Origin of the sequence: Rhodococcus sp. G-MC3 (assembly GCF_030063335.1) — a bacterium.
Lineage (GTDB): Bacteria > Actinomycetota > Actinomycetes > Mycobacteriales > Mycobacteriaceae > Rhodococcoides.
Genome location: NZ_JASISW010000018.1, coordinates 65,074 through 88,850, shown reverse-complemented (window position 1 = coordinate 88,850; position 23,777 = coordinate 65,074). Strand labels below are relative to the sequence as shown.

The following is a 23,777-nucleotide window of genomic DNA, read 5'->3' as shown; positions in this document are numbered from 1 at the left end:
CTCAATAATTTAGGTAAATCTGACGCCGAACGCAAGACGGAACGCGCAAATTTCTGGTACGGCCGTCTCGACCTGCGGTTCGACCGAAGGTTGAGAGCTTCCGCACGGCGTAGAAATCTCGGCAGCTCTCCGGTTCGTGAGCGTGCAGCCTGCTGAACGACCCGATCGAGAGGGTGCGCAGCTTCCATGACGACCTAGATTCTGGGAGTAATGCGTTAGCCCACGTACGCTGTGCGAGTGTCAGTTGGAAAAACCGTGGCGAAGCTCGCCGGATGTTCAGCACTCGCGGGTGCACTGTTGGCCGGCGTGATGTTTCCGTTGGCAGGTGGGTTCGGCTACGCGTCCAACCGTGCCGCCGACACCGTCGACAATGTGTCGGCCGAACTCGTCGAAGGCGCTGTTCCCGCCGTCTCCACGATGGTCGATTCCGCAGGCAACCCCATTGCGTGGTTGTACGAGCAGCGCCGATTCGAGGTGCCGAGCGACAAGATCTCCAACGAGATGAAGCTCGCGATCGTCTCCATCGAGGACAAGCGCTTCGCCGAGCATCAAGGCGTCGACTGGCAGGGCACACTGCGGGCGTTCCTGACCAACACCACGAGCGGCCAGGTGCAGCAAGGCGCATCGACACTCGATCAGCAGTATGTGAAGAACTACCAGCTCCTCGTCGTCGCCAAGACCGATGCAGAACGACGCGCGGCCATCGAGACCACGCCCGCTCGTAAGATCCGTGAGATCCGAATGGCGTTGACGCTCGACAAAGAACTGACGAAGGACGAGATCCTCACTCGGTACCTGAACCTCGTACCGTTCGGAAACTCCTCGTTCGGCATCCAGGACGCCGCTCAGACCTACTTCGGTATCGACGCGAGCCAGCTCGATGCGAAGCAGTCCGCAATGCTTGCGGGCATGGTGCAGTCCAGCTCCGCGCTGAACCCGTATACCAACGAGGAAGGCGTCGTCGAACGGCGCAACACCGTGCTCGACACGATGATCCAGAACATCCCCGAGCGCGCCGACGAGTTCCGCCAGGCGAAGACGGAACCGCTCGGCGTCCTGCCGGTTCCGCAGTCCCTCCCACGCGGCTGTATTGCCGCAGGCGATCGTGGCTTCTTCTGCGACTACGCACTGCAGTATCTGGCGAATGCGGGAATCAGCCGCGACCAGATCGACAAGGGCGGCTACCTGATCCGCACGACGCTCGATCCTGCGGTTCAGAACTCCACGAAGGCAGCGCTGGTGTCCAACACCAGCCCAGGCCTCAACGGAGTCGCGACCGCCATGAACGTCATCGCTCCCGGCCAGGACAACCATCGCATTCTGGCGATGGGCAGCAGCCGAACCTACGGTCTCGACGCCGATGCCGACGAGACGGTCCAGGCCCAGCCGTACTCGCTCGTCGGGCACGGTGCCGGGTCCATCTTCAAGATATTCACCACCGCCGCCGCCATGGAACGCGGTCTCGGGACAGCCGCGGTGCTGCAGGTACCGCGTCGCGCCGAGGTCAAGGGACTCGGCGACGGTGGCGCCGAGGGTTGTCCGGCCAATACTTACTGTGTGGAGAACGCAGGCAACTATCCGGCGTCGTTGCCCATTACCGATGCCCTCGCTCAGTCCCCTAACACGGCGTTCGTCAAGCTCATCGAATCGGTCGGCGTGACGCCCACCGTCGACATGGCGGTCCGGCTGGGGCTGCGCTCGTACGCGGACCCCAACTCGTCCGGTTTCGACGAGCGGAGCATGGCCGACTTCCAGAAGTCGCAGAACTTGGGCTCGTTCACCCTCGGACCGACATGGGTGAATCCGCTCGAGCTGTCGAACGTCGCCGCGACGCTCGCTTCCAGCGGCAAGTGGTGCCCCCCGACTCCGATCGACGGCGTCTTCGACCGTGAAGGCAAGCAGGTCTCCTTTACTCAGCAAGCCTGCGAGCAGGTCGTCGAGCCCGGGCTGGCCAACACTCTGGCAAACGCGATGAGCAAAGACGATCAACCAGGCGGCACCTCCGCGTCTGCCGCTGGATCTGTCGGCTGGTCGCTGCCGATGTCGGGTAAGACCGGTACGACGGAATCGCACATGTCGTCCGGCTTCTTCGGCTTCACCAACCACTACGCCGCTGCGGTGTACACCTACGGCGACTCGCCGACACCGGGCGAGATCTGCTCGTTCCCGCTGCGTCCGTGTGGATCAGGCAACCTGTACGGAGGTAACGAACCCGCCCGTACCTGGTACGACGCGATGCAACCGATCGCGAACAACTTCGGCCCCGTCGTATTGCCGCCGCTGGATCAAAAGTACGTGCGCGGTTCGGCCAACGGCCAGGTTCCCGACGTCACAGGTCAGACCCAGAGCTCCGCAACCTCGACCCTGCAGGCAGCGGGATTCCAGGTGACATCAGCAACGACAGCGAACTCCGCATCGCGCGGCACAGTGGTCAGCGTGTCGCCGTCGGGATCGGCGATTCCGGGGTCGATGATCACGATCTACGTGAGCGACGGTTCCGTGCGTGTGGCGCCTCCTGCGCCGTCGCTGCCCGCGTTGCCGAACATTCCGCTCCCGGCGTTACCGCCGAACCTGCAGATTCCGGCAATTCCGGGGCTGACCGTTCCGCGGTGAGCGGCTCCGCCGCTCGTGAGTGGAAATACGTCCCCTGCGACGTATTTCCACTCACGAGCGCGTAGCGCCTACAGACGGTCTCTTACGGCCTTCGACACCCTCGCGCCATCGGCCTTGCCCGCGGTCAGCGCCGATGCTGCCTTCATCACCAGGCCCATCTGCTTCATTCCCGGACGCTCTCCGAGTTCTTCTGCCACCTGGGCGATTGCCGTGTCCGCGGCATCCGCGAGTTCAGCGTCGGTGAGCGGGGTCGGCAGGTACTCGTCGATGATCTGAGCTTCCGCGCGCTCGGTTGCGGCGAGTTCACCTCGACCGTTCTCGGTGTAGATTTCCGCTGATTCGCCGCGCTTCTTCGATTCCTTCGCGAGGATCTTCAGCACCTGGTCGTCGGTCACCTCGTGCGCTTCCTTGCCGGAGACCTCTTCGGTCTGTATCGCAGCGAGGAGCATGCGTATGGTCGCCGTACGCAGCTTGTCCTTGGCTTTCATGGACGTGGTGAGGTCGGCTCTGAGCCTGGTCTTCATTTCGGACATGTCACAGAACGGTACGCGGACGTAGCTCGACCCCGCACGTCGATTACCTTTGCTGCCGTATCGTGGACCTGGTGTACGTGAAATACAGTGCCTCAGCAAGTCTTCTCGCGGCAGCAACTCGCGCCCGTGAGCACGCCGCGCAGGCTCCCGTCCAGACAGCAGCGCTCGCCACCGCCGGTGCAGCAGCGCTGGGTCTCGGATACGCCACACTCATCGAACGCAATGCATTCACACTGCGCGAGAGGTCCATGGCAGTGCTGGAGCCCGGCTCGGCGTCGCTGCGCGTGCTTCACATCAGCGACCTGCACATGATGCCCAACCAGCGACTCAAGCAGAACTGGCTTCGTGAGCTCGATCGCCTCGAGCCGGACCTCGTCGTCAACACCGGGGACAATCTCTCGCATCCGCGAGCGGTGCCCTCTGTGGTTCAGGCGCTCGGACCACTGCTCTCCCGGCCCGGTCTGTTCGTCTTCGGCAGCAACGACTACTTCGCACCGAAACCGAAGAACCCGCTGAAGTACTTCAAGAAGGACCACAAGCGCGTACTCGGTGAGTCGCTGCCGTGGCGTGATCTGCGGGCCGCGTTCTCCGAGCGCGGCTGGCACGACGTGACCCATGTTCGCCGCGAGCTCGAAGTCGCAGGCGTTCGCATCGCCTCAGCAGGCGTCGACGATCCCCACCTGAAGCGCGACCGCTACGACACCATCGCGGGCCAACCCAACCCCTTGGCAGACCTTCGCCTCGGCATCACCCACTCCCCCGAGCCGCGTGTCCTCGACAAGTTCGCCGACGACGGGTATGACCTCGTCCTCGCCGGCCACACTCACGGCGGCCAGCTGTGCCTGCCGTTCTACGGCGCGGTCGTCACGAACTGCGAGATCGATCGCTCACGCGTGAAGGGTCCGTCGAAGTGGGGTGCGCACACCCAGCTGCACGTATCGGCTGGAATCGGGACATCGCCGTATGCGCCTGCCCGGTTCTGCTGCAGGCCCGAAGCCACGTTGTTGACACTCACTCCTGCACCGCGAAAGGGACCGAGAGAGGGTTCCGACGAGGGCGTTTCGCGTTCCGAGGCAGTCGTAAGCTAGACTTTCGTACGCGGTGCACGGGGTGTGGCGCAGCTTGGTAGCGCGCTTCGTTCGGGACGAAGAGGTCGTGGGTTCGAATCCCGCCACCCCGACACACAAAAAACCCACTTGCTCGCGCAGGTGGGTTTTTTCGTGTTTTCGAGGGCTCAGGCGGACGCCGCGCGCAGCTTCTCCAGTAGCGGCCCAGCGGCCTCGGCGAGGAATCGTTCCTGGGTTTCGTCGCCTACTTGGACGAGTGCGACATCGGTGAAGCCAGCTTCCCAGTACGGCTTCACGGCTTCGACGATGGCATCGAGATCGGGTCCACACGGGATCGTTTCCGCGACGTCCTCTTTGCGAACGAACTGGGTCGCGCCTGCGAACCCGGCGGTTGTCGGGAGGTCGGCGTTGACTGCCCAGCCTCCGGCGAACCAGCGGAACCGGTCGTGGGCCCGGTCGATGGCCGCGTCCTTGTCGGGATCCCACGAGATCGGGATCTGACCGATGGCGCGGGCTGGTCCATCGTGGTTTTCGGCCCATGCCTTGACGAGGTCGGCGTCCGGCTCGGTGGCGATGAGATGGTCGCCATAGTCCGCGAACCGCGCTACAGCCTTCTCTCCACCTACCGCTATGCCGATCGGAACGCCGGCCTCCGGCAGATCCCAGATTCGGGCCGAGTCGACCCGGAAGTACTTGCCGTCGTAGGTGACCAGTCCGCCGGCGTGAAGCTTCCTGATGATCTCGAGCGCCTCGACGAACATGTCCTGACGCTTGTCGATCGACGGCCAGCCCTCGCCGACGACGTGTTCGTTCAGGTTCTCGCCGCTACCCAGTCCGAGCGTGAATCGACCGTCGGCGAGAATCTGCATCGTTGCTGCTTTCTGCGCGACGACAGCCGGGTGGTACCGAATGATCGGGCACGTCACGTACGTCATCAGCTCGACGCGCTCGGTGGCCTGCGCGACGGCGCCCAGCGTGGTCCAGGCGTACGGGGAGTGTCCCATCGAGGACAGCCACGGGGAGTAGTGATCGCTCGCGACCTCGAAGTCGAAGCCAACCTTCTCGGCGCCGACCGCATACTTCACGAGTTCCTTCGGGCCGCTCTGCTCGGTCATCAGTGTGTAGCCGAAATTGGTCATAAGTTCTCCTCAAATAGTGGAAGACGGGCCCGGAGTCCACGGGCCTTGTCGATCAAGTCGGTGATGACGACCGTGACACGTTCATCCCGCAAGCGTCGCAGCGGCATTCACGAGGGCCAGGTGGCTCAAGCCCTGAGGGAAATTACCGAGGAAGCTACCGTCGGAAGGGTCGATCATCTCGGAGTAGAGACCGACGTCGTTGGACAGTCCGACGAGCTGATTCATCAGGTGTTCCGCTTCGTCCTGTCTTCCCACCAAGGCCAGGGCGGAAACATTCCAGAATCCGCAGGCCACGAACGCTCCCTCTTCCTTCTGCATTCCGCTGTAGCGGTAGAGGAGCGGTCCGTCACCGAGTTCACCCCGCAACGCATCTATGGTCGACGACATGCGCTCGCCGGTATCGAAGCCCATCTCAGCGCCGAGGAGAACCGCGGCATCGAGACCGTCGCTCCCCGGGTAGGCGAGGTAGGTGCCGCGTTCGGGGGACCAGCAATGTTCGTCGACCCAGTTCCTGATGAGGGTGCGCTCGGCTTTCCACCGGTCGGGCGTACCCGGAATCTCGCCCAGCTCGTTGAGGTGGACCGCGCAGTCGAGTGCCTGCCAGCATCCGAGTTTCGATGCGGTGTAATGCTCCTCGTCTTCCAGTTCCCACATCCCCGCGTCTTTGCGTTGCCACCAGTCGCATGCACGGTCGGCGATCTCGGCGAGCAGTCGCCCGGTCTTGGCATCGAGAAGGTTCCCGGCGTCGACGTAGAGGCGCACGATCGAAAAGAGGTCCCCGAAGATGCCGAGCTGCAACTGACCCGACGCGCGGTTACCGTTGACGACCGGCCCGATACCGCGCCATCCGGGTACATCGGATTGTTCTGTTCCGCGAGGCATTTCGCCATCGAGTGTGTAGAAGACATTGACCAATGGATCGTTGAACCGGATGACCTTCAGTAGCCACGCAACAGCGGCGTGGACCTCTTCGCGCATTCCGAATCGGATCATTGCGCGCAACGTGTACGCGGTATCGCGCACCCACGCGTAGCGGTAGTCCCAGTTCTTACCGCCTTCGAGGTTCTCGGGGAGCGACGTCGTGGCCGCTGCCGCTATCGCCCCGGAAGGACTGTGCAACAGCAGTTTCAACGCCAGCGCACTCCGCGTCACGTCGTCGCGCCACGGACCGTCGTAAGTGACTATCTCGGACCAGCATCGCCAGTTCGCGACGGTCCGATCGACGCCTGCGTCGACTGATTCGGGATCGGGCAGCGGGAGCGGCTCGTCCTCGGTGCCGACGACAGCTACCAGATGCCTGGAGCCCAAGGCCGTCGCGAACGTTCCACCGATGTCCTTGGCGGTCAGTTCGGCGCCGTCGATTCCCAGGGTGCGTACCGCGAGCGTCAGTCCGTCGAGGCGGAGGACCGTGCCGTGAATAGAGTTGTGCGCCCACGGAGACGCGATGCCGAGGCATGTTCCCGGCACGACGCGCCATGCCATCGTGACGGCGCCGTCCAACCCGTCGATTCGGCGCGCCAGTTCGGCCCACGGCAGCCGTCCGGCCACGCCTGTGTTGAGCGAGTCGGTCACGCGTACGGAACCGGTCTGCGTCGAATAGGTGCTCTGCAGAACGTTCGTGCCGTCCACATAGCTCCGTGAGACCTCGTAGTCGCCCACCGGAGATAGTTCGATCCGCCCGCCGTCGACTGCATCGAGCAGTGCAGCGAAGGGCGGTGGTGAATCGAGATTGGGGATCGGCAGCCAGTCGATCCGGCCGTCGTCGGCCACGAGCGCAACCGTCCGGCCGTCGCCGATCGCAGCGTAGTCCTCGATTGCGCAGTAGCCTTCGCGGCGGCTCATGAGTGGTGAAGCGCGGCGATCGGGCTCTCGCTCAGATGCTCGATGATGTCGGCAGGATCGTCGTAGACAGCGACTGCTCCGGCCTCGCGCAGCTCGGCTTCGGAGACTCCGCCGGATCGGACGCCGATGCCGGTCACGCCAACCTTTCCGGCGGCCTTCATGTCCCACTCACTGTCGCCGATCATCACTGCGTCCTTCGGGTCGACGCCTGCGCGCCGCAGAGCGACTTCGACGATCTCCGGGCTCGGCTTCGCCATGTCGGCGTCCTCGGCGGACGTCACTACCGAAACCAAGTCCTCGACGTCGAGCAGGTCGCGCAACTTGGCAAGCTCGTCCTCAGGCGCCGACGTCGCCAGAACGACAGTGAGACCCAGATCCTCGATGCGCGCCAACAACTCTCGCGCCCCCGGCAGAATTTGCAGACGCGCACTCGCATCCTCGTAGTACGCGGTGTGGAGATCCTTCGCCTCCAGCGCCAACGCACTGTCCGCAGCACCGACCAGCGTCTCGAGTAGTTTGTCGCCGTCCATCCCGATACACCGATGGATCCTCCACGATGGGACCGTGACACCGGCGTCGGCGAAGGCCCTGGACCACGTATCGACGTGCACGTAGTTGGAGTCCACCAGCGTGCCGTCGATGTCGAACAGAACAGCGCCTGAGTTCGAAGTCATGAGTGTTCGTTACCCGTCGACACAGGTGACAAAACACGCACAGGCTCCCTCCACGTGGGAGGGAGCCTGTGCGCGCTTTTGTTCTAATCGATCTGAGCCTGCCACATCCAGTGCAACTGCTCGAGACGAGCTGTGATGGTGATCAGCAGATCCTGGGTCACCGGGTCGGCGGCTTCGGTGTCGGCGATACGTCCGCGCAGTCGATCGACCACGGCGGCGAGGTTGTCGACGATCGCGGCCGTGACCTGCTCGTCCTTGGTCCAGCCTTCGCCGAATCCCTTGGTGCCTGCGGTGGTGGACACTGTTGCCGCGCGCCCGTCGGGGCTGACGCCGATCGCGGTGGCGCGCTCGGCTGCGTCATCGGTGAAGTCGCGTGCCGCAGTAACCAATTCGTCGAGTGCGAGGTGGACGGATCGAAAGTTCTTTCCGATAACGTTCCAATGCGCCTGCTTCGCAATCAGCGACAGGTCGATGAGATCGACGACGGTACCCTGCAGGGCATCTCCGGCGATCTTCTGCTGGCCTGCATCGAGAGTGCTGGTGATGGGGTTGGTCATGAGATGTGCCTCCTTCAGGGTTTCGTGATGAACACAACCTATGGTTGCGGCCCGAATAGCTCCGGGCCGCAACGCAGGTCAGGTCGTTTAGACCTTTGCCGCTTCGTCGCCTGGAGTTGTGGGCGACTGACTGGTGGTCGGCGCGGCGTCATCCTGACCCGCCCTGACACCTTCCTCCACCTTCTTGCCGAGATCGGGATCCACGTTGGTCCAGTATTGGAAGACGCGCTGCAGCACCGGCTCGGTGACACCATTGAGCGCGTGTCCGACGATGTTGCCTACCAGGCGTTCGCGCTGATCATCGTCCATGACCTCACGGACGAGTTGTCCGGCCTGGACGAAGTCACCGTCTTCGGGGTGCTCGATGTAACCGGTACGCACGAATCGTGGCTCGAAGTCCCAGGACCCGTCGTTACCGTACTTCTCGGTGTCCGCATGTGGTCCGCCGTAGGAGTTCGGTGCGTACACCGGGGTGTCAGCGGAGTTGAACGAGTACCGCATCGACCCTTCCTTGGAGTACGTGTTCACCTCGGCCTTGGGTGCGTTGACCGGAAGCTGTGCGTAGTTGGTGCCGATCCGGTAACGGTGTGCGTCGGCGTAGGAGAAGATCCGACCGAGCAGCATCTTGTCCGGGCTCGCTCCGATTCCGGGAACCAGATTCGAGGGCTCGAACGAACTCTGCTCGATCTGCGCGAAGAAATTCTCCGGGTTGCGATTCAGGGTCAGCGTGCCGACCTTGATCTTCGGGTAATCCTTCTGCGACCAGACTTTGGTGAGGTCGAAGGGGTTGTACTTGTAGTTCTCGGCCTCGTCGTAGGGCATGATCTGCACGTAGAAGTCCCAGCTCGGGAACTCGCCCTTCTTGATGGCGCCGAACAGGTCCTGACGGTGATCGTCCGGGGAGGTTCCGGCAAGCTCGTCTGCCTTCTCCTGCGTCAGGAAGTCGATACCCTGGTTGGTCTTGAAGTGGAACTTGACCCAGGAGCGCTCGCCGGCGTCGTTGATGAACTGGTAAGTGTGTGAACCGAATCCGTCCATGTGACGGTAGCTGCGAGGAATTCCGCGATCTCCCATCAGCCAGGTGACCTGGTGAGCGGTCTCCGGGGAGAGCGTCCAGAAATCCCACTGCATGTTGTGATCGCGCAGTCCTGAATCCGGCATACGCTTCTGACTGCGGATGAAGTCCTGGAACTTGATCGGGTCCTTGACGAAGAAGACCGGCGTGTTGTTGCCGACGAGATCCCAGTTGCCCTCGGTGGTGTAGAACTTCAGCGAGAATCCGCGAGGATCGCGCCAGGTGTCAGGGCTTCCCTGCTCACCGGCGACGGTGGAGAAACGCGCCAAAGCCTCTGTTTTCACACCCTTCTGCAGGGCCGCGGCCTTGGTGTACTTCGAGATATCCTCGGTGATTTCGAGAACGCCGAACGCACCCGATCCCTTGGCGTGCACGACACGCTCCGGCACACGCTCGCGGTTGAACTGCGCCATCTTTTCGATGAGGTAATGATCCTGAAGCAGGATCGGGCCCTGCGTACCCGCGGTCAGAGACTGATCATCGCTGGGTACCGGAATGCCGGAGTTGCTGGTGGTGGGCTTGTTTGTGGTGGGCTCGGTCATTGGTGAAAGCCTCCTGTGTTTCGCTGGCTGGGGTGCGCGCCGAGGGGCTGGCTCAGCACGCGGGCTGGACGTACCGCGCTAGGCGGTGGATATAGCCGGTAAAGGTGCAGCTGAATCATCGAGTGCTGCGCACTCGGCGCACAGGCCCCAGAACACGACCTCTGCCTCGTCGACGACGAAGCCCTGCGTATCGGACGGTACGAAACACGGCGCTGCACCGATGACGCAATCGACGTCGACAACATTGCGACACCGACGGCACACCAGGTGGTGGTGATTGTCGCCGATGCGAGTTTCGTACAGAGCCGCCGAATTCGCCGGCTCGATGCGCCGAAGCAGCCCGGCGTTCACGCAGGCACGAAGTACGTCGTAGATCGCCTGCGTGGACACCGACCCAACGTCGGCACGAACCATCGCGGCCACGTCGTCGGCATCCGAGTGCGGCCGAGATGCGACCGCGTTCAGAACCGCCACTCGAGGACCGGTGACGCGAAGGCCAACGGAGCGCAGTTGCACAACCGGGTCTGTTCTCGCGTCGTCCAATGGCATGTTTTCGAGTATGCCCCTTTTCTGGAGTAAGTCAAGAAAAGGAAGGCTAACTACACCTCCAACGCGCTGAACAGTCGCGATGGCCCTGTGACCATCGATCCGCTCACAATCTGCAAACCACTGTGGGTGCCTGACTTCAGCCAGGACCCCAAGGTCGGTCCGGTCGCGTCCACCTTCACCCGGCACAACCGGGCTTTGCCGGACAACCGCGCGCCCGCAAGAAGGAACTCGTCGTCGACCGGCTGCGCGAATCCCAGCCCGCCCCTCATCGGGAACGACGGGCCTACCCCCTTCGCGTGGGCCTTCACCGACCAGTCGGTGTCCGAAGCGGAGGATTCGATGAGCACATCGCCGTCGAACTCGGCGAGGACCTTCGGGAGCTGCCAGTGGGTTCGCCCACCGTGCGCCGACACCTCGGAATCGACGGCAATGAACGGCACCGAGATCCTCGGCATCACACCGAGCCCATGACCGGGACGACGCAGCGTGGGACTGGCAAGGATCTCGCGATAAGGCCCGACCGGGGAAGAGAGGTAGTCGACCATCATCACCAGTGTCACCGGCACCGATCGGTCGGGCAGCAACTCACGCCCCGCGTCGGTGGCACGATGCCACCAGATAGTGGCCCTGACATCTGCGGGCCACGGCGGGGGCGGGCTCTGCGGCCAGTCTTCCCTGTCGGTCGTCGATTCGATGACACTCCACATTGTCACTGCCCTATCACCGTCAACGGCAACCGCAACGCACCGGGCGCCGATATCGGAACCACCGGTCTCGCGGGCTGGGTGGGCACGATCTCCCGGTAGGGCTCGCCGACGGCAGGGCGGTGGTCCTGCTCACCCTTGTTCGGCCACAGCGCCATCGCTCGTTCCGCCTGAGCAGTGATGGTGAGAGACGGATTGACCCCGAGGTTGGCGCTGACCGCCGAACCGTCGAGAACGTGAAGGCCCTCATACCCGAAAACGCGATGGTAGGCGTCGACGACGCCTTTCTCGGCCGATTCACCGATCGCACAGCCGCCCAGGAAGTGAGCGGTCATCGGGATGTTGACGATCTCGGCAATGGAACCGCCCGGATCGCCGCCGATTTTGTCCGCCAACAATCGAATTGCGTCGTGCCCCTGCGGGATCCACTGCGGTGGTGGATCACCAGCACCCGGCCTGCTGGTCAGGCGCCTACCGAAGAAGCCCTTCTTGGAACCGAGTTCGAGTGAATTGTCGTCGGTCTGCATGACCAGCGCGATGACGGTTCGCTCCGACCAATGGCGCACCGATAGGCTGCGCGCGGCTGCGCCCGGATGCCGCAGTGCGACCCCCAGCGTTTTGAGGACTCGGGGTGTTCGGCCGCCACCGTCGCTGAGCACGGTCTGGAGTAGACCGATTGCGTTGCTGCCCTTGCCGTATCGAACAGGCTCGATATGGGTGTGATCGTCGGGATGGAACGACGACGTGATGGCGACGCCCTCGGTGTAGTCGACATCGCGGCCGCGGGCCGTTGCAGCGAGAACGGCTTCGGAGTTGGTGCGAACGAGGCTTCCGATCCGCTCGGACAACCTGGGCAGTGCTCCCGTTTCCTTCATCGCAAGCAGCAACTTCTGGGTGCCGTACGTTCCCGCGGCGAACACGACCTGATTGGCGGTGATCACCTTTTCGCTCCGACGAAGTTTTCCACCGGTTCGGCGAGTGACCACCTCGTAGTGCTCGCCGCTCGGTCGCACCTCTACGACCGTGGTGAGCGGAAAGATTTCTGCGCCTGCCTGTTCCGCAAGATAGAGGTAGTTCTTCACGAGGGTGTTCTTCGCTCCGACACGGCATCCGGTCATGCAAGACCCACATTCGGTGCAGCCGGTCCGCGCCGGTCCCACTCCACCGAAGAACGGATCAGCCGACTCTCGGCCCGGCGTCCCGAAGAAGACCCCTACCGGGGTGCTGGTGAAGGTCTCACCGACACCCATGTCCTCGGCCACCTCCTTCATGACCTTGTCGGACGGTGTGATCGTCGGATTCGTCTCGACGCCGAGCATGCGCTTCGCCTGGTCGTAGTACGGAGCGAGCTCGCGATGCCAATCGGTGATGTGGCCCCATTGCGGATCCTCGAAGAACCGTTTCGGCGGCTGATACAACGTGTTCGCGTAGTTGAGCGATCCCCCGCCGACACCGGCTCCCGCCATCACCAACACGTCGGGCAGGAGGTGGATCCTCTGCACTCCGTAGCATCCGATCGCCGGTGCCCACAGGTACTTTCGAAGTCGCCAGCTCGTTTTCGGCAATTCGTCGTCGGCGAACCTGCGACCCGACTCGAGAATGCCGACGCGGTATCCCTTCTCCACTGCGCGCAATGCTGCGACGCTGCCGCCGAATCCCGATCCGATGACCAGAACGTCGAAGTCGCTCATACCTGAAGGCCTTTCGTTGCCGGAACGCTGCGATAGTGTTCGATGTCGAACGTCCTCGTTGAATTGCGGAATGTGAAGGTGTACGTCGGCCACATCACCGGGTTCTTCCCCTCCGAGTCGAGATACCAGCTCGAGCAGCCGCCCGAGTTCCACACGGTCCCGGAGAGCGAGTCATGGATCCACGAGTTGTACTGGTGCTGTGCATCTTCCGCTACATCGACCGAGGCCAGATCCCGCTCGTTCATCTGCCGCAGCGCCGAGACCACATAGTTTGCCTGCGACTCGAGCATGTAGACGATCGAACTGTGCCCGAGGTTCGTGTTGGGGCCGTACATGAGGAACAAGTTCGGGAAGCCATGCACCGTGGTCCCGCGGTAGGCGTTCGGGCTGCCACCCCATGCCTCGGCGAGTGTCCGACCGTCCGTGCCCACGAGAGTATGTGAGACAGGCGGTTTCGTCGGGGTGAACCCCGTCGCGAAGATGATGGTGTCGACGGGGTACAACTTTCCCCGCGAGTCGACGACGCCATCGGCGGTGACCGCGGCAAGACCACCGTCGACCAGATCGACGTCGTCACGATCGAGGGAGGACAACCAGTCGTTGGAGAGCAGCATGCGCTTGCACCCCAAGATGAAGTCCGGCGTCAGAGCAGCGCGCTTCTTCTTGTTCTTCACTTGCCGCCGAAGGTGAATCTTCGCGACAGCCGAAACCAGAGGAAGGACTTTCGGGTGGTGAGCGAGAGCAGTCACGTAGGCCTCGCGGTAGCCGTAGATAAATCCTCGCACTGCCTTCTGCGTAGCCGGGAAGCGGCGATACAGAGCCTTTTCGACCGTGCCGAGCGTGCGATCGAGCCGTGGAACCACCCAGGCAGGGGTGCGCTGGAAGACCGTGACGCGCTCGGCCTGCTCCACGATCTCAGGCACGAACTGCACCGCGGATGCGCCGGTGCCGATAACCGCAACCCGACGCCCGGCCAGGTCGTGCTCGTGGTTCCACGTCGCCGAGTGGAACATCGTGCCGCGAAAAGTCTCGATCCCCGGCACATCGGGCAATTTGGGGGTGGACAACGCACCCGTGGCAGCGACGATGACGTCGGCGGTCAGCGATCCCTTGGACGTCTCGACCTGCCACCGACTCTGCGCGGAATCCCAGGTGGCATTCACAAGTGCACACTCGGTGACGATCCGCTCGCCCAGTCCCGTCGTGTCGACGACGCCACGGAGGTAACGATGGATTTCGGGTTGGCGCGCAAAGGTATGCGTCCAATCGGGGCTCGGCGCAAACGAGAACGAATACAGCGACGTCGGCACGTCGCAGGCGCAGCCCGGATACGTATTGTCGCGCCATGTACCGCCGACATCTCCGGCGCGCTCGATGACGAGGACATCCGATGACGGGTCGTCGGCGAGAATCTTTGTTGCAGCGGCGATACCGGCGAAGCCTGCCCCCACCACCAGCACGTGCACGGACTCGGGCAGCGTCACCATTCCATCACTTTCTGCTCCCAGGCCGGCAGGAGTCGGGTTCGAAGTGCCGTATCGGCGTCGGGAGTCCGTAGCAGTGCGGACACCGCCAGACCGCGTGCAAGTTCTACGCTCAACTCGATGGACTCGGTCGACATCCGACTGCCCATGATCGCGGTGGCGCCGCCCATGATCGCCTCCGTCACTTTTCGCTCGAGCGGAAGCATGGCCTCGTGGAGTGCGGGATCGGTTCGTGCGGCGACCCACAGCTCGAGGGCTGCGTAGAACATGGGTCCCGAGAATGCCTCGCTCAGTACCTCGACGCCGCGTTCTGGATCCGGCTTCGTTTCGAGGATTTCGGCGAGCCGCCTGTCCACGAGGTGGCCGACAGCGGCGGTCACCAGGGACTCCTTCGTCGGGAAGTGGTGCAGCTGCGCGCCGCGCGACACCCCGGCTCGTCGGGCGATCTCTTGGGTGCTCGTCTTCGCGAAGCCGAGCTCGACGAGGCAGTCGATCGCGGCGTCAAGCAATTTCGCCTGCGTGCCTGCCGTGCGCTCGGCCTGGGTTCGCCGCTCCGGTATCTCAGTGCTCTGGGTCACAAAGCCGACAGTAGACCGAAATCAACAAACAGTCCAGACTGTCTTTAAATTGCTCACCGCACGGGCGTGTCAGCGCACGATTCGGTACCGCAGCATCATCTCGTGGTCCTCGTGGTCGAGCATGTGACAGTGCCACATGTAGCCCTGGAGCTCGGCGGGATCACCGTGGTGGCCGCCTGAACCCGCGGAGAAGGTGGCGTCCGGGTCGAAGCCCAGCTCGTCGGCAGTCGGGAACCGCACGAGAATCCGCGTTACGGTGCCGGGATAGGTATTGACGGTGTCCTTGGCACCCGACTCCCACGCAGCAGGCGCGTCGAACGGACCGGAGACGTATCGCTCGACCTCCGGTGCCCACTTGACTCCGACATCGGGTCGCGGATTGTCACGCATGTAGGCAGCGAGATCGACCGGCGCTCGCCCGAGGGTCCTGAAGTGAACGAGATGAAGGTGAATGGGATGCGGTTCCAGGGTGGTGTTGACGATATTCCACTGCTCGACGGTCCCCTGCGCAGGCATCTCGATATCGGCATCGGTGTAGCGCAGATTGTTCAGAGTCATCATCGGTGCATCCAGCGACAGCCCGGCCGACGGTTGATTCACCGTGACGGTTCGCTGGACCTGGGCCGGCGGGACTGCGGGCAGTAACGCGGGCTGACCCTTTCCGCCGCGGTACATCGTCATGACGTCGCCGACGAAACCGCTTCCGGGTGCCACCCTGAACTGACAGAACAGCGGCATCGGCACTGCACCCAGCGATGCGGCCTGAGCGGGCGGGGGTTCGTCGTTGCGGAGTTCGACGAGCTCACCCGGCTGCAAGGAACCGAAATCGACCAATACATCGACACGTTCGGCGGGCGCCAGTCTGATGCTGTCCGTCTGCACCGGGGCATCGAGCAATCCTCCGTCGTTTCCGATGACCCAGAACTTCATTCGGTTGCTCAGGAAAAGGTTCCACACGCTGTACGAGCCTGCATTGACGATCCGGAACCGATAGAGACCGCGTGCGACTTCCATCGTCGGCCAGATCTTCCCGTTGACGACGCCCACGTCTCCGGTGCCGCCGCCTTCCCACTTACCTTGCGGGACGGTAATATTCGAACGGATACTCATGGAACCGTCGGGATTCATAATCTTTTCCTGCAGCACGAGCGGCACTTCGAATTCGCCGAACGGCAGTCCGAGGGAATTGTCCGCAAGGCCCGAATCATGCTGATCGCGAACAATGTTCAAACCGACAAGGCCCGCGTAGACGTTGATACGCGTCATCGACATCGCGTGGTCGTGATACCACAGCCCGGCGGCCTCGTTCAGTCCTGGAAAGCTGTGCGTCAACGACTCCCCCGGGCGCACGAGCATCTCGGAGTGCCCGTCGCTCTCCGGCGGAGTGATGCTGCCGTGCAGATGCAACGACGTGGGCGTCATGTGCCGATCGTGTTCGCTCATCCCATGCAGCGACATATCGATGTCAGCCGCCAGCGGATTACCTTCGGTCCGGTTGGTGTATCGGAGCTTCCATGTCTGACCCTGCACACTCTCGATGGTCGGACCGAGGTAGTCGAGTTCGCCGTAGCCGAACGTGGGCCCTGGCGCGAGATCGGCGTGGAAAGCATGCATGGAGCTGCGGGCATCCAGCGAAATTTCGGTGCCCGATACGACGGGTAGACGCGGCAACTCGTCGCGAAAAGGTGGCAATGGTGGCGAGTGGAACAGGAGCGGGCTTCGACCGCCGAAGATGTCGTCGGCTGCGGCACGTCTGACGACCGAGGATGCGGACACCGACGCCGCTACGGCGCCCAATGCCGCGAGGCGAATGGCAGCCCTGCGAGACAACCCGTCCAAGCCGACCCTCCTGTTCGCAAGTGTGATCGCGCCCATACTATGGGCCCTCGTCGGCACCCGTCGATACCCATCACTCGGATCGTCCGGCACGTTCCTGCCGGTGGAGGGATCAATTCTCATGGCTTCGATCATGTTCGACCGCGCAACCAGGCTTTTCCCGGGCTCCGACACCCCTGCGGTCGACTCCCTCGACCTCGAGATCGCCGACGGCGAATTTCTCGTTCTCGTTGGCCCGTCGGGCTGCGGCAAGTCCACCTCGCTCCGCATGCTCGCGGGACTAGAGGAGGTCGACCAGGGTCGCATCCTCATCGGTGGCAACGATGTCACCCATTCCGAACCCAAGGACCGGGACATCGCGATGGTGTTCCAGAACTACGCGCTGTATCCGCACATGAGCGTCGCCGAGAACATGGGCTTCGCACTCAAGCTCGCCAAGGCGAACAAGGAAGAGATCCGCACCCGCGTCCTCGAAGCGGCAAAGCTGCTGGACCTAGAGGATTACCTCGACCGTAAACCCAAGGCTCTGTCCGGCGGGCAGCGTCAGCGAGTTGCCATGGGACGAGCTATCGTTCGGCAGCCTCAGGTGTTCCTCATGGATGAGCCGCTGTCCAACCTCGATGCCAAACTTCGCGTGCAGACGCGAACCCAGATTGCCCAGCTCCAGCGTCGATTGGCAACAACGACGATGTATGTGACGCACGACCAGGTCGAGGCCATGACCATGGGCGATCGTGTGGCCGTGCTCAAGGGCGGCATTCTGCAGCAGTGCGCGACCCCGAGGGAGCTGTATCGGACACCGAAGAACGTGTTCGTCGCCGGGTTCATGGGATCGCCGTCGATGAATCTGTTCCGGGTGCCCGTCGCCGACGGCGGAGTGCGGATCGGCGATCAGATCATCCCGATCTCCCGCGATACCCTCGCGGGCTCGTCAGGCTCGGAGGTGACGTTCGGGATCCGTCCTGAGCACGTCGAGATCGCGTCGGACGGGGTGAAGCTCGAGATCGACGTGGTCGAGGAGCTCGGCTCGGAAGCGTTCGTATTCGGGCGCGCCGACATCAACGGTCAGGTGCAGACAATCGTCGCGCGCGCGGACTGGCGTGACCCGCCGCAGAAGGGCGACATCGTCAGCATCCGGTTCGACGAAGCGCATGCGCACCTCTTCGACGGATCGGGCGAAGGAAAAAGGTTGAGCGCAACGCGCATGTGAGCGGAAATACGTTGCAGGGGACGTATTTCGGCTCACATGCGGAGCCGCTACACCAGCAGTTCAGCAATCTGAATCGTGTTGAGCGCAGCACCCTTACGGAGGTTGTCGCCCGAGACGAACAGGGCGAGACCGCGGCCTTCCGGCACACCCGGATCCCGACGGATACGCCCGACGAGCGAGACATTCTTGCCTGCCGCCTGCAACGGGGTCGGGACGTCGACGAGCTCGACGCCCGGCGCCGAGGCCAGGATCTCGCGTGCACGCTCGACGGACAGCTCACGAGCGAACTCCGCGTTGATCGACAGCGAGTGCCCAGTGAAGACCGGAACACGCACGCAGGTTCCGCTCACCAAAAGATCCGGGAGTCCCAGGATCTTGCGCGACTCGTTGCGCAGCTTCTGGTCCTCGTCGGTCTCGAACGAGCCGTCGTCGACAATGGCTCCGGCGAGCGGCAACACGTTGAACGCGATGGGAGCGACGTACTTGTTCGGCGCCGGGAAATCCACCGACGAGCCGTCGTGCACCAACTTCTCGACGTCGTCGATGACGGCGCGCGCCTGGGTGGCGAGTTCTTCGACACCGGCGAGTCCGCTACCGGAGACAGCCTGGTAGCTGGAGATGATCAGGCGCTCGAGGCCGGCTTCGTCGTGCAGCACCTTCAGGACCGGCATTGCGGCCATCGTGGTGCAGTTCGGGTTCGCGATGATGCCCTTGGGCGGGTTCTTCGCTTCCTCGGGGTTGACCTCGCTGACCACGAGCGGAACGTCGGAGTCCTTGCGGAACGCCGACGAGTTGTCGATGACGACGGCTCCGGCCGCAGCGAAGCGGGGCGCCTGCTCACGGGAGAGCGTTGCGCCTGCGGAGAACAGCGCGATGTCGATACCGTCGAGGTCGGCGGTGGACGCATCCTCGACGATGATCTCCTGGCCGCGGAACGGCAGCTTCTTGCCCGCGGACCGAGCGGATGCGAAAAATCGCACGGTGTCGGCCGGAAAGTTGCGCTCTTCCAGCAAGGCTCGCATGACGGCACCGACCTGGCCGGTGGCTCCTACTACTGCGACTGTTGTCATGGTTATCGTCCTGTCCCTGCATGGACGACGGCTTCTTCGTCGCCGCCGAGATCGAAGGCAGCGTGCAGCACGCGCACGGCCTCGTCGAGCTGAGTGTCGTTGACCAGCACCGAAATACGGATCTCGGAGGTGCTGATCAGGTCGATGTTGACGCCTGCCTCGGCCAGCGCCTCACAGAAGGTCGCCGTGACGCCGGGATGGCTTTTCATGCCTGCGCCGACGAGGGAGACCTTGCCGATGTGATCGTCGTAGAGCACCTGAGCGAATCCGATGTCGGACTGCAGCTTGGTGAGCTTCTCCACTGCCGTCGGACCGTCGGATTTGGGGCAGGTGAACGTGATGTCCGTCTTGCCGGTGTCGATCTTGGAGACGTTCTGCAGCACCATGTCGATGTTGATCTCCGCGTCGGCGACGGCGCGGAAGATCTTGCCCGCGTATCCCGGCGAATCGGGAATGCCGACGACGGTGACCTTGGCTTCGCTGCGATCGTGTGCGACGCCGGTGAGAATGGCTTCTTCCACTGGAATGTCCTCCATAGATCCGGAGACGATGGTTCCGGGTTTCGTGGTGTACGAGGATCGAACGTGTACGGGAACGTTGTAGCGGCGTGCATATTCGACGCAGCGCAGCATGAGTACCTTCGCGCCGCAGGCAGCCATCTCCAACATCTCTTCGAACGAAACGGTGGCGAGGTGCCGCGCGTTGGGCACGATCCGAGGGTCGGCAGTGAAGATTCCGTCGACATCGGTGTAGATCTCGCAGACGTCGGCGTTCAGGGCGGCAGCGAGCGCGACGGCCGTCGTGTCCGAGCCACCACGACCGAGCGTGGTGACGTCCTTACTGTCCTGGCTGACGCCCTGGAAGCCTGCGACGAGGACGATCGATCCCTCGTCGAGAGCTTCGCGGACGCGGCCAGGGGTGACGTCGATGATCTTGGCGTTGCCGTGGACGCTGGTGGTGACGACGCCTGCCTGCGAACCGGTGAACGAGCGAGCCTCGGCACCGAGGGAGTGCACAGCCATCGCGACGAGTGCGTTGGAGATCCGTTCACCCGAGGTGAGCAGCATGTCCATCTCGCGGGCGGGAGGAGCTGGGCACACCTGCTGAGCCAAGTCGAGGAGCTCGTCGGTGGTGTCACCCATTGCGGAGACGACGACGACGACGTCGTTGCCCGCCTTCTTGGTCTCGACGATTCGTTCAGCGACGCGTCGGATGCGCTCGGCGGTAGCCACCGACGATCCACCGTACTTCTGGACGATGAGAGCCACGCGTGTGTACCTCCGCTGCTTGGGGTGCGTTTGTGGTGTAACTTGCCTGGCTACCTTACCGAGGTATGGGCCGCTCAGGTGCTGCGGGTACGTCTGGACCAGCTCTCACCTGCTGCGATCCAGCCTTCTTCGGGTGAGCTCATTCCCGCCCCATCCACGACTCACGGGCGCTGTTCGGGTTGCTGCGGCGAGGTTGCCGATACTGCACGCTCCGGACCAGTCCTCCCGTGAAACCCAAACCAGTTCCCGGTTTTCCGACTCCTCGGCAGGCAGCTTCCCCGCTGCGGGGGTAGAACCGGGTCAAATAACTTCAGCTGGTTGAAACGAAAGCGACCCGAAGGTACGTAGATGTTCTTTCTCTGCGCGAAATCGCAAGGAAGACATATTATTGGCCCGTCCATCCCATTGGGTGTGCCTTTCGTCGGGAGAGGGTCATATATGACCACGTTGCCCTTGTCTGTGCCTGCTCTCCGAAGTCGCATCCCCGCTCGCAGCGGTGCAACCATCACCAGACCTCGACTCCTCGACCTCATCGACGGCGACCTCATCGACGGCAACCTCATCGACGGCAGCGGCAATCCGGCGGCGGTCACCCTTCTCACAGCCCCGGCAGGGTCGGGGAAAACGATGTTGCTCGCCGACTGGGCGGAAACCCACTCCGGCCCCGACCGCGGACCGATCGCCTGGCTCACCGTCGACGAAGCCCACAACGACTTGGCCACACTCCGCGCGTGCATTGTCGCCACGTTCGCATACGCAGGATCCAGCGCCCTCGCCGATGCGATATCGATGTTGCCCACCGCAGAGGATCCGTCGTACGTCGACTTCAGCACCTTGCTCCTCGAGACACTCGAATCGGTCGACCACACCATCACGCTGATACTCGACGACATCCATCTGCTGCACGATCCCGACGCACTCGCCCTTCTCGGTACCTTCCTGCGCTGGCCACCTCGAAACGTTCGCACCATCATCTCCGGACGATTCGAACCTCAACTGGCACTCCAGAAATTGCGCCTGGAGGGTCGTGTTCACGACATCTCGGCATCGACGATCTCGTTCACCGCGGACGAGGCGAACGAGATGTTCGCCAGATCCGGAACCCTTCTGGGACAAGACGATCTGACGAAGGTGATGATCCGGACCGAAGGATGGGCTGCAGGCCTGCGACTGGCCGCCATGGCGCTGGCCGGGGCTCCTCGACCGAAGGCCGTCATCGACGCCTTCACCGGCACCCAACACAGCGTCGCCGATTATCTCGTCGACGAAGTACTTGCCTACCTCCCGACCGACGTTCGGGCGTTCTTGATCGAAACATCCGTGCCTGACTGGTTCACAACCGATCTCGCAGAACAGCTCACCGGCAACGTTCGCGCACAGGAGATCATCGAAGGCCTGCTGGCGCAGAACTTTCTCCTCGATCGAATTCCCGGCCCCGAGCCCACCTACCGGTACCACCCGCTCATGCGCGGCTATCTCCGTGCCGAGATCGCACGCCTCGGAGCAGGCCAGATTCGCAATCTCGAACGAGTCGCGTCTTCGTGGTTCAACAGCTATCGACAGCCGCTCCAGGCCCTGCAGCACAGCGTCCACGCCGGCGACGGCCCCACGATCATCGACATACTGAGCGAATCAGGGCTGGGCCTGGTCCTTCGCGGGCATTCTGCACAGGTACTGGTTGCGATCGAGCACAGCCCTGCCGATGTCCGGCGGCATATCACAGCTCAATTGGTCAGCGCCGCTGCTTTTCTCACCGATGGACACGTCGCCCCCGCAGTGTCGATTCTGTCCTCGTTGAGGCGCTCGGCCACGAACCCCGCCACTGCACAGACGTCGGCCGCAGCCCTGGACACCGAGATCCTGCGTCGTTCCCTCGAGGTACACGCGTCGATCCACGTCGGCGACATCTCCGCTGCCCTCACACGGGCCCAACAGATGGACCTGGGCCGCTCGGGGTCTCCCGAACTGGATTCGTATTCGCTCATGGTGGCCGGATTGGCCGAACTTCATCTCGGCCGCCGCGGTCCCGCCGCGCACGCTCTCGGCGACGCAATCGCGAATGCCCGCGCAGGCAACCTTCACCGGACCGCACTGATCTGCATGTCACTTCAGGCCGTAAGTCATTTTTTGGCAGCGCAATTGGACGATGCTCTCGATTCCGTCCGCGAATGCGCCGACTACGCGCAGCGTCACGAGATGGCCGCTGACGCCTCCTACTCGATCGTGCAATCGGTGGAACTCCTCGTCGGCGTTGTCAGGATGACCTCCACCTCGATCAGCGGACCGGGCGATGTGTGGAATGCCATGATCGGCTCGCACGATCCCGTCGTCGCCGATTACGGCCGTCGCGTCAGCTGGGCATTGCGCGCATCCGCCGAGAGAACCGGTCAGCAGGACAGGGAATGGTTCGAGATGGATCGGCCTGCGCTTCCGGCATTGGAGGGCCTCCTCGCGCCGATGGTGCAGCGGGGTTACCTGACATCCGGTGAGATCCACCGCGCGAGCGAGCTCGTCGACGTCACGGCCCGCAGGCTCGGCCGGGTCGGCGAGGTCTGTTTGCTCGCCGCCGAGATCCACCGACATCACCGGCGGTTCGACGCCGCCGACGCCGAACTCAGCGGGATCCTCGACGGCACCAGACGGTGTGTCAGCCCGGTGACACTGATCAGAGCTCTACTCGCATCGGCAAGCGTCGCGGCGAACCGCATGCACTCCGTCCGAGCATTCGAGATGGTCACACAGGCACTCGCGCGCGCCGCGCCGGAATCAATTCTGCTGCCGTTCGGTGAGGCCAGTGGCAGTGTCCGTGAGATTCTGGCGCACAACCATGGCCGATTCGGCACCTTGGAAGCGTTCGCCGACCGAGCCCGCGCCGCCGTTCCGCCCGAGGGACGAGAAGTCGACCCACGTGCGAGCAACACGCTGACCCGCCGAGAACTCGAACTGCTCAAGGAGCTGCCGTCCTGGCGGACCGCCGAACAGATTGCCGCCGATCACTTCGTGTCGGTCAACACCGTCAAGACCCATCTTCGCGGGATCTACCGTAAGTTGGAAGTTCGCTCGCGACGCCACGCAATCGAAGTCGCGCACGAGCTGGGGCTGCTCTAGTCCCTGCATCGATCACCTTCGTGTGATGCCGAGGCGATTGTCGACGTCGACGCTGGTTGATCACGCACAAGACGCGAACCGTCACCGGAACCCACCTGCAACGAAGTTCCCAACCCACCGGTAAAGACGCCATGCGCGGTAGTACACTGGCCTTCATGCAGCGCGCGCTTCTCCTCGATCGCCGCGGCGGGGTCTGATTCAGACTGGCTTCCCGTCGCGGGGTTTCATCGCGCCGGT

18 protein-coding genes and 1 tRNA gene are annotated in these 23,777 nt (G+C 63.1%); 5 read left to right on the top strand and 14 right to left on the bottom strand.

From position 1 onward, the window contains the following. Window positions 1-255: 255 nt before the first annotated feature. On the top strand, window positions 256-2,613 hold the full coding sequence (locus QMK17_RS19060) for a penicillin-binding protein (protein ID WP_283510893.1): 2,358 nt from the start codon (window positions 256-258) through the stop codon (window positions 2,611-2,613). Window positions 2,614-2,681: 68 nt separating this feature from the next. On the opposite strand, the gene QMK17_RS19055 is transcribed toward QMK17_RS19060, so the two are convergent. Then, complete coding sequence (locus tag QMK17_RS19055) at window positions 2,682-3,146, bottom strand: GatB/YqeY domain-containing protein (protein ID WP_283510860.1); 465 nt, start codon at window positions 3,144-3,146, stop codon at window positions 2,682-2,684. Window positions 3,147-3,223: 77 nt separating this feature from the next. Here QMK17_RS19055 and QMK17_RS19050 point away from each other — a divergent pair, with 77 nt between their 5' ends. Together QMK17_RS19050 and QMK17_RS19045 are read left to right on the top strand one after the other, a co-directional pair. Beyond that, a complete protein-coding gene (locus QMK17_RS19050; RefSeq protein WP_283510859.1) occupies window positions 3,224-4,234 on the top strand; it encodes a metallophosphoesterase in 1,011 nt (336 codons plus the stop codon). Window positions 4,235-4,252: 18 nt separating this feature from the next. Then, window positions 4,253-4,326: transfer RNA gene (locus QMK17_RS19045), tRNA-Pro, on the top strand. Between the two features lie 54 nt (window positions 4,327-4,380). Here the strand turns inward: QMK17_RS19045 and QMK17_RS19040 are convergent. The 11 genes from QMK17_RS19040 to QMK17_RS18990 all read right to left on the bottom strand — a co-directional run bounded on the left by QMK17_RS19040 (window position 4,381) and on the right by QMK17_RS18990 (window position 16,887). After that, window positions 4,381-5,352, bottom strand: a complete 972-nt coding sequence (locus QMK17_RS19040) for an LLM class F420-dependent oxidoreductase (RefSeq protein ID WP_283510858.1) — start codon at window positions 5,350-5,352, stop codon at window positions 4,381-4,383. Window positions 5,353-5,433: 81 nt separating this feature from the next. Then, window positions 5,434-7,194, bottom strand: coding sequence for a glycoside hydrolase family 15 protein (locus QMK17_RS19035; RefSeq protein WP_283510857.1), 1,761 nt, complete (start codon window positions 7,192-7,194; stop codon window positions 5,434-5,436). Next, a complete protein-coding gene (locus QMK17_RS19030) occupies window positions 7,191-7,868 on the bottom strand; it encodes an HAD family hydrolase (RefSeq protein ID WP_283510856.1) in 678 nt (225 codons plus the stop codon). The genes QMK17_RS19035 and QMK17_RS19030 overlap by 4 nt, the downstream gene beginning before the upstream one ends. An 83-nt stretch (window positions 7,869-7,951) precedes the next feature. Then, on the bottom strand, window positions 7,952-8,425 hold the full coding sequence (locus QMK17_RS19025; protein WP_283510855.1) for a Dps family protein: 474 nt from the start codon (window positions 8,423-8,425) through the stop codon (window positions 7,952-7,954). 87 nt (window positions 8,426-8,512) lie between these two features. After that, the gene (locus QMK17_RS19020) at window positions 8,513-10,042 is read right to left on the bottom strand and encodes a catalase (protein WP_283510854.1); all 1,530 of its coding nucleotides are present in this window, start codon (window positions 10,040-10,042) and stop codon (window positions 8,513-8,515) included. A 78-nt stretch (window positions 10,043-10,120) separates the two neighbouring features. Next, the gene (locus tag QMK17_RS19015; RefSeq protein ID WP_283510853.1) at window positions 10,121-10,591 is read right to left on the bottom strand and encodes a Fur family transcriptional regulator; all 471 of its coding nucleotides are present in this window, start codon (window positions 10,589-10,591) and stop codon (window positions 10,121-10,123) included. A 50-nt stretch (window positions 10,592-10,641) separates the two neighbouring features. After that, window positions 10,642-11,298, bottom strand: a complete 657-nt coding sequence (locus QMK17_RS19010) for a hypothetical protein (protein ID WP_283510892.1) — start codon at window positions 11,296-11,298, stop codon at window positions 10,642-10,644. A 2-nt stretch (window positions 11,299-11,300) separates the two neighbouring features. Further along, entirely contained in the window at window positions 11,301-12,986 is a 1,686-nt protein-coding gene (locus QMK17_RS19005; RefSeq protein ID WP_283510852.1) for a GMC family oxidoreductase, read from the bottom strand. Continuing rightward, entirely contained in the window at window positions 12,983-14,470 is a 1,488-nt protein-coding gene (locus QMK17_RS19000; RefSeq protein ID WP_283510891.1) for a flavin-containing monooxygenase, read from the bottom strand. The genes QMK17_RS19005 and QMK17_RS19000 overlap by 4 nt, the downstream gene beginning before the upstream one ends. Continuing rightward, window positions 14,467-15,048, bottom strand: coding sequence for a TetR/AcrR family transcriptional regulator (locus QMK17_RS18995; protein ID WP_283510851.1), 582 nt, complete (start codon window positions 15,046-15,048; stop codon window positions 14,467-14,469). Before QMK17_RS18995 ends, QMK17_RS19000 begins: the two co-directional genes overlap by 4 nt. 69 nt (window positions 15,049-15,117) lie before the next feature. Next, the gene (locus QMK17_RS18990; protein WP_283510850.1) at window positions 15,118-16,887 is read right to left on the bottom strand and encodes a multicopper oxidase family protein; all 1,770 of its coding nucleotides are present in this window, start codon (window positions 16,885-16,887) and stop codon (window positions 15,118-15,120) included. A gap of 118 nt (window positions 16,888-17,005) precedes the next feature. On the opposite strand from QMK17_RS18990, the gene QMK17_RS18985 reads away from it, so the two are divergent. Beyond that, window positions 17,006-18,094 (top strand): ABC transporter ATP-binding protein, encoded by a 1,089-nt coding sequence (locus tag QMK17_RS18985; protein WP_283510890.1) that lies wholly within the window; start codon window positions 17,006-17,008, stop codon window positions 18,092-18,094. A gap of 47 nt (window positions 18,095-18,141) precedes the next feature. Here the strand turns inward: QMK17_RS18985 and QMK17_RS18980 are convergent, their stop codons facing one another. Both QMK17_RS18980 and QMK17_RS18975 read right to left on the bottom strand, forming a co-directional pair. Further along, the gene (locus QMK17_RS18980) at window positions 18,142-19,164 is read right to left on the bottom strand and encodes an aspartate-semialdehyde dehydrogenase (protein WP_283510849.1); all 1,023 of its coding nucleotides are present in this window, start codon (window positions 19,162-19,164) and stop codon (window positions 18,142-18,144) included. Window positions 19,165-19,166: 2 nt separating this feature from the next. Continuing rightward, the gene (locus tag QMK17_RS18975) at window positions 19,167-20,432 is read right to left on the bottom strand and encodes an aspartate kinase (RefSeq protein WP_283510848.1); all 1,266 of its coding nucleotides are present in this window, start codon (window positions 20,430-20,432) and stop codon (window positions 19,167-19,169) included. A gap of 438 nt (window positions 20,433-20,870) precedes the next feature. Between QMK17_RS18975 and QMK17_RS18970 the strand changes: the two genes are divergently transcribed. After that, window positions 20,871-23,540, top strand: a complete 2,670-nt coding sequence (locus QMK17_RS18970) for a helix-turn-helix transcriptional regulator (protein WP_283510847.1) — start codon at window positions 20,871-20,873, stop codon at window positions 23,538-23,540. The last annotated feature ends 237 nt before the right edge of the window (window positions 23,541-23,777 follow it).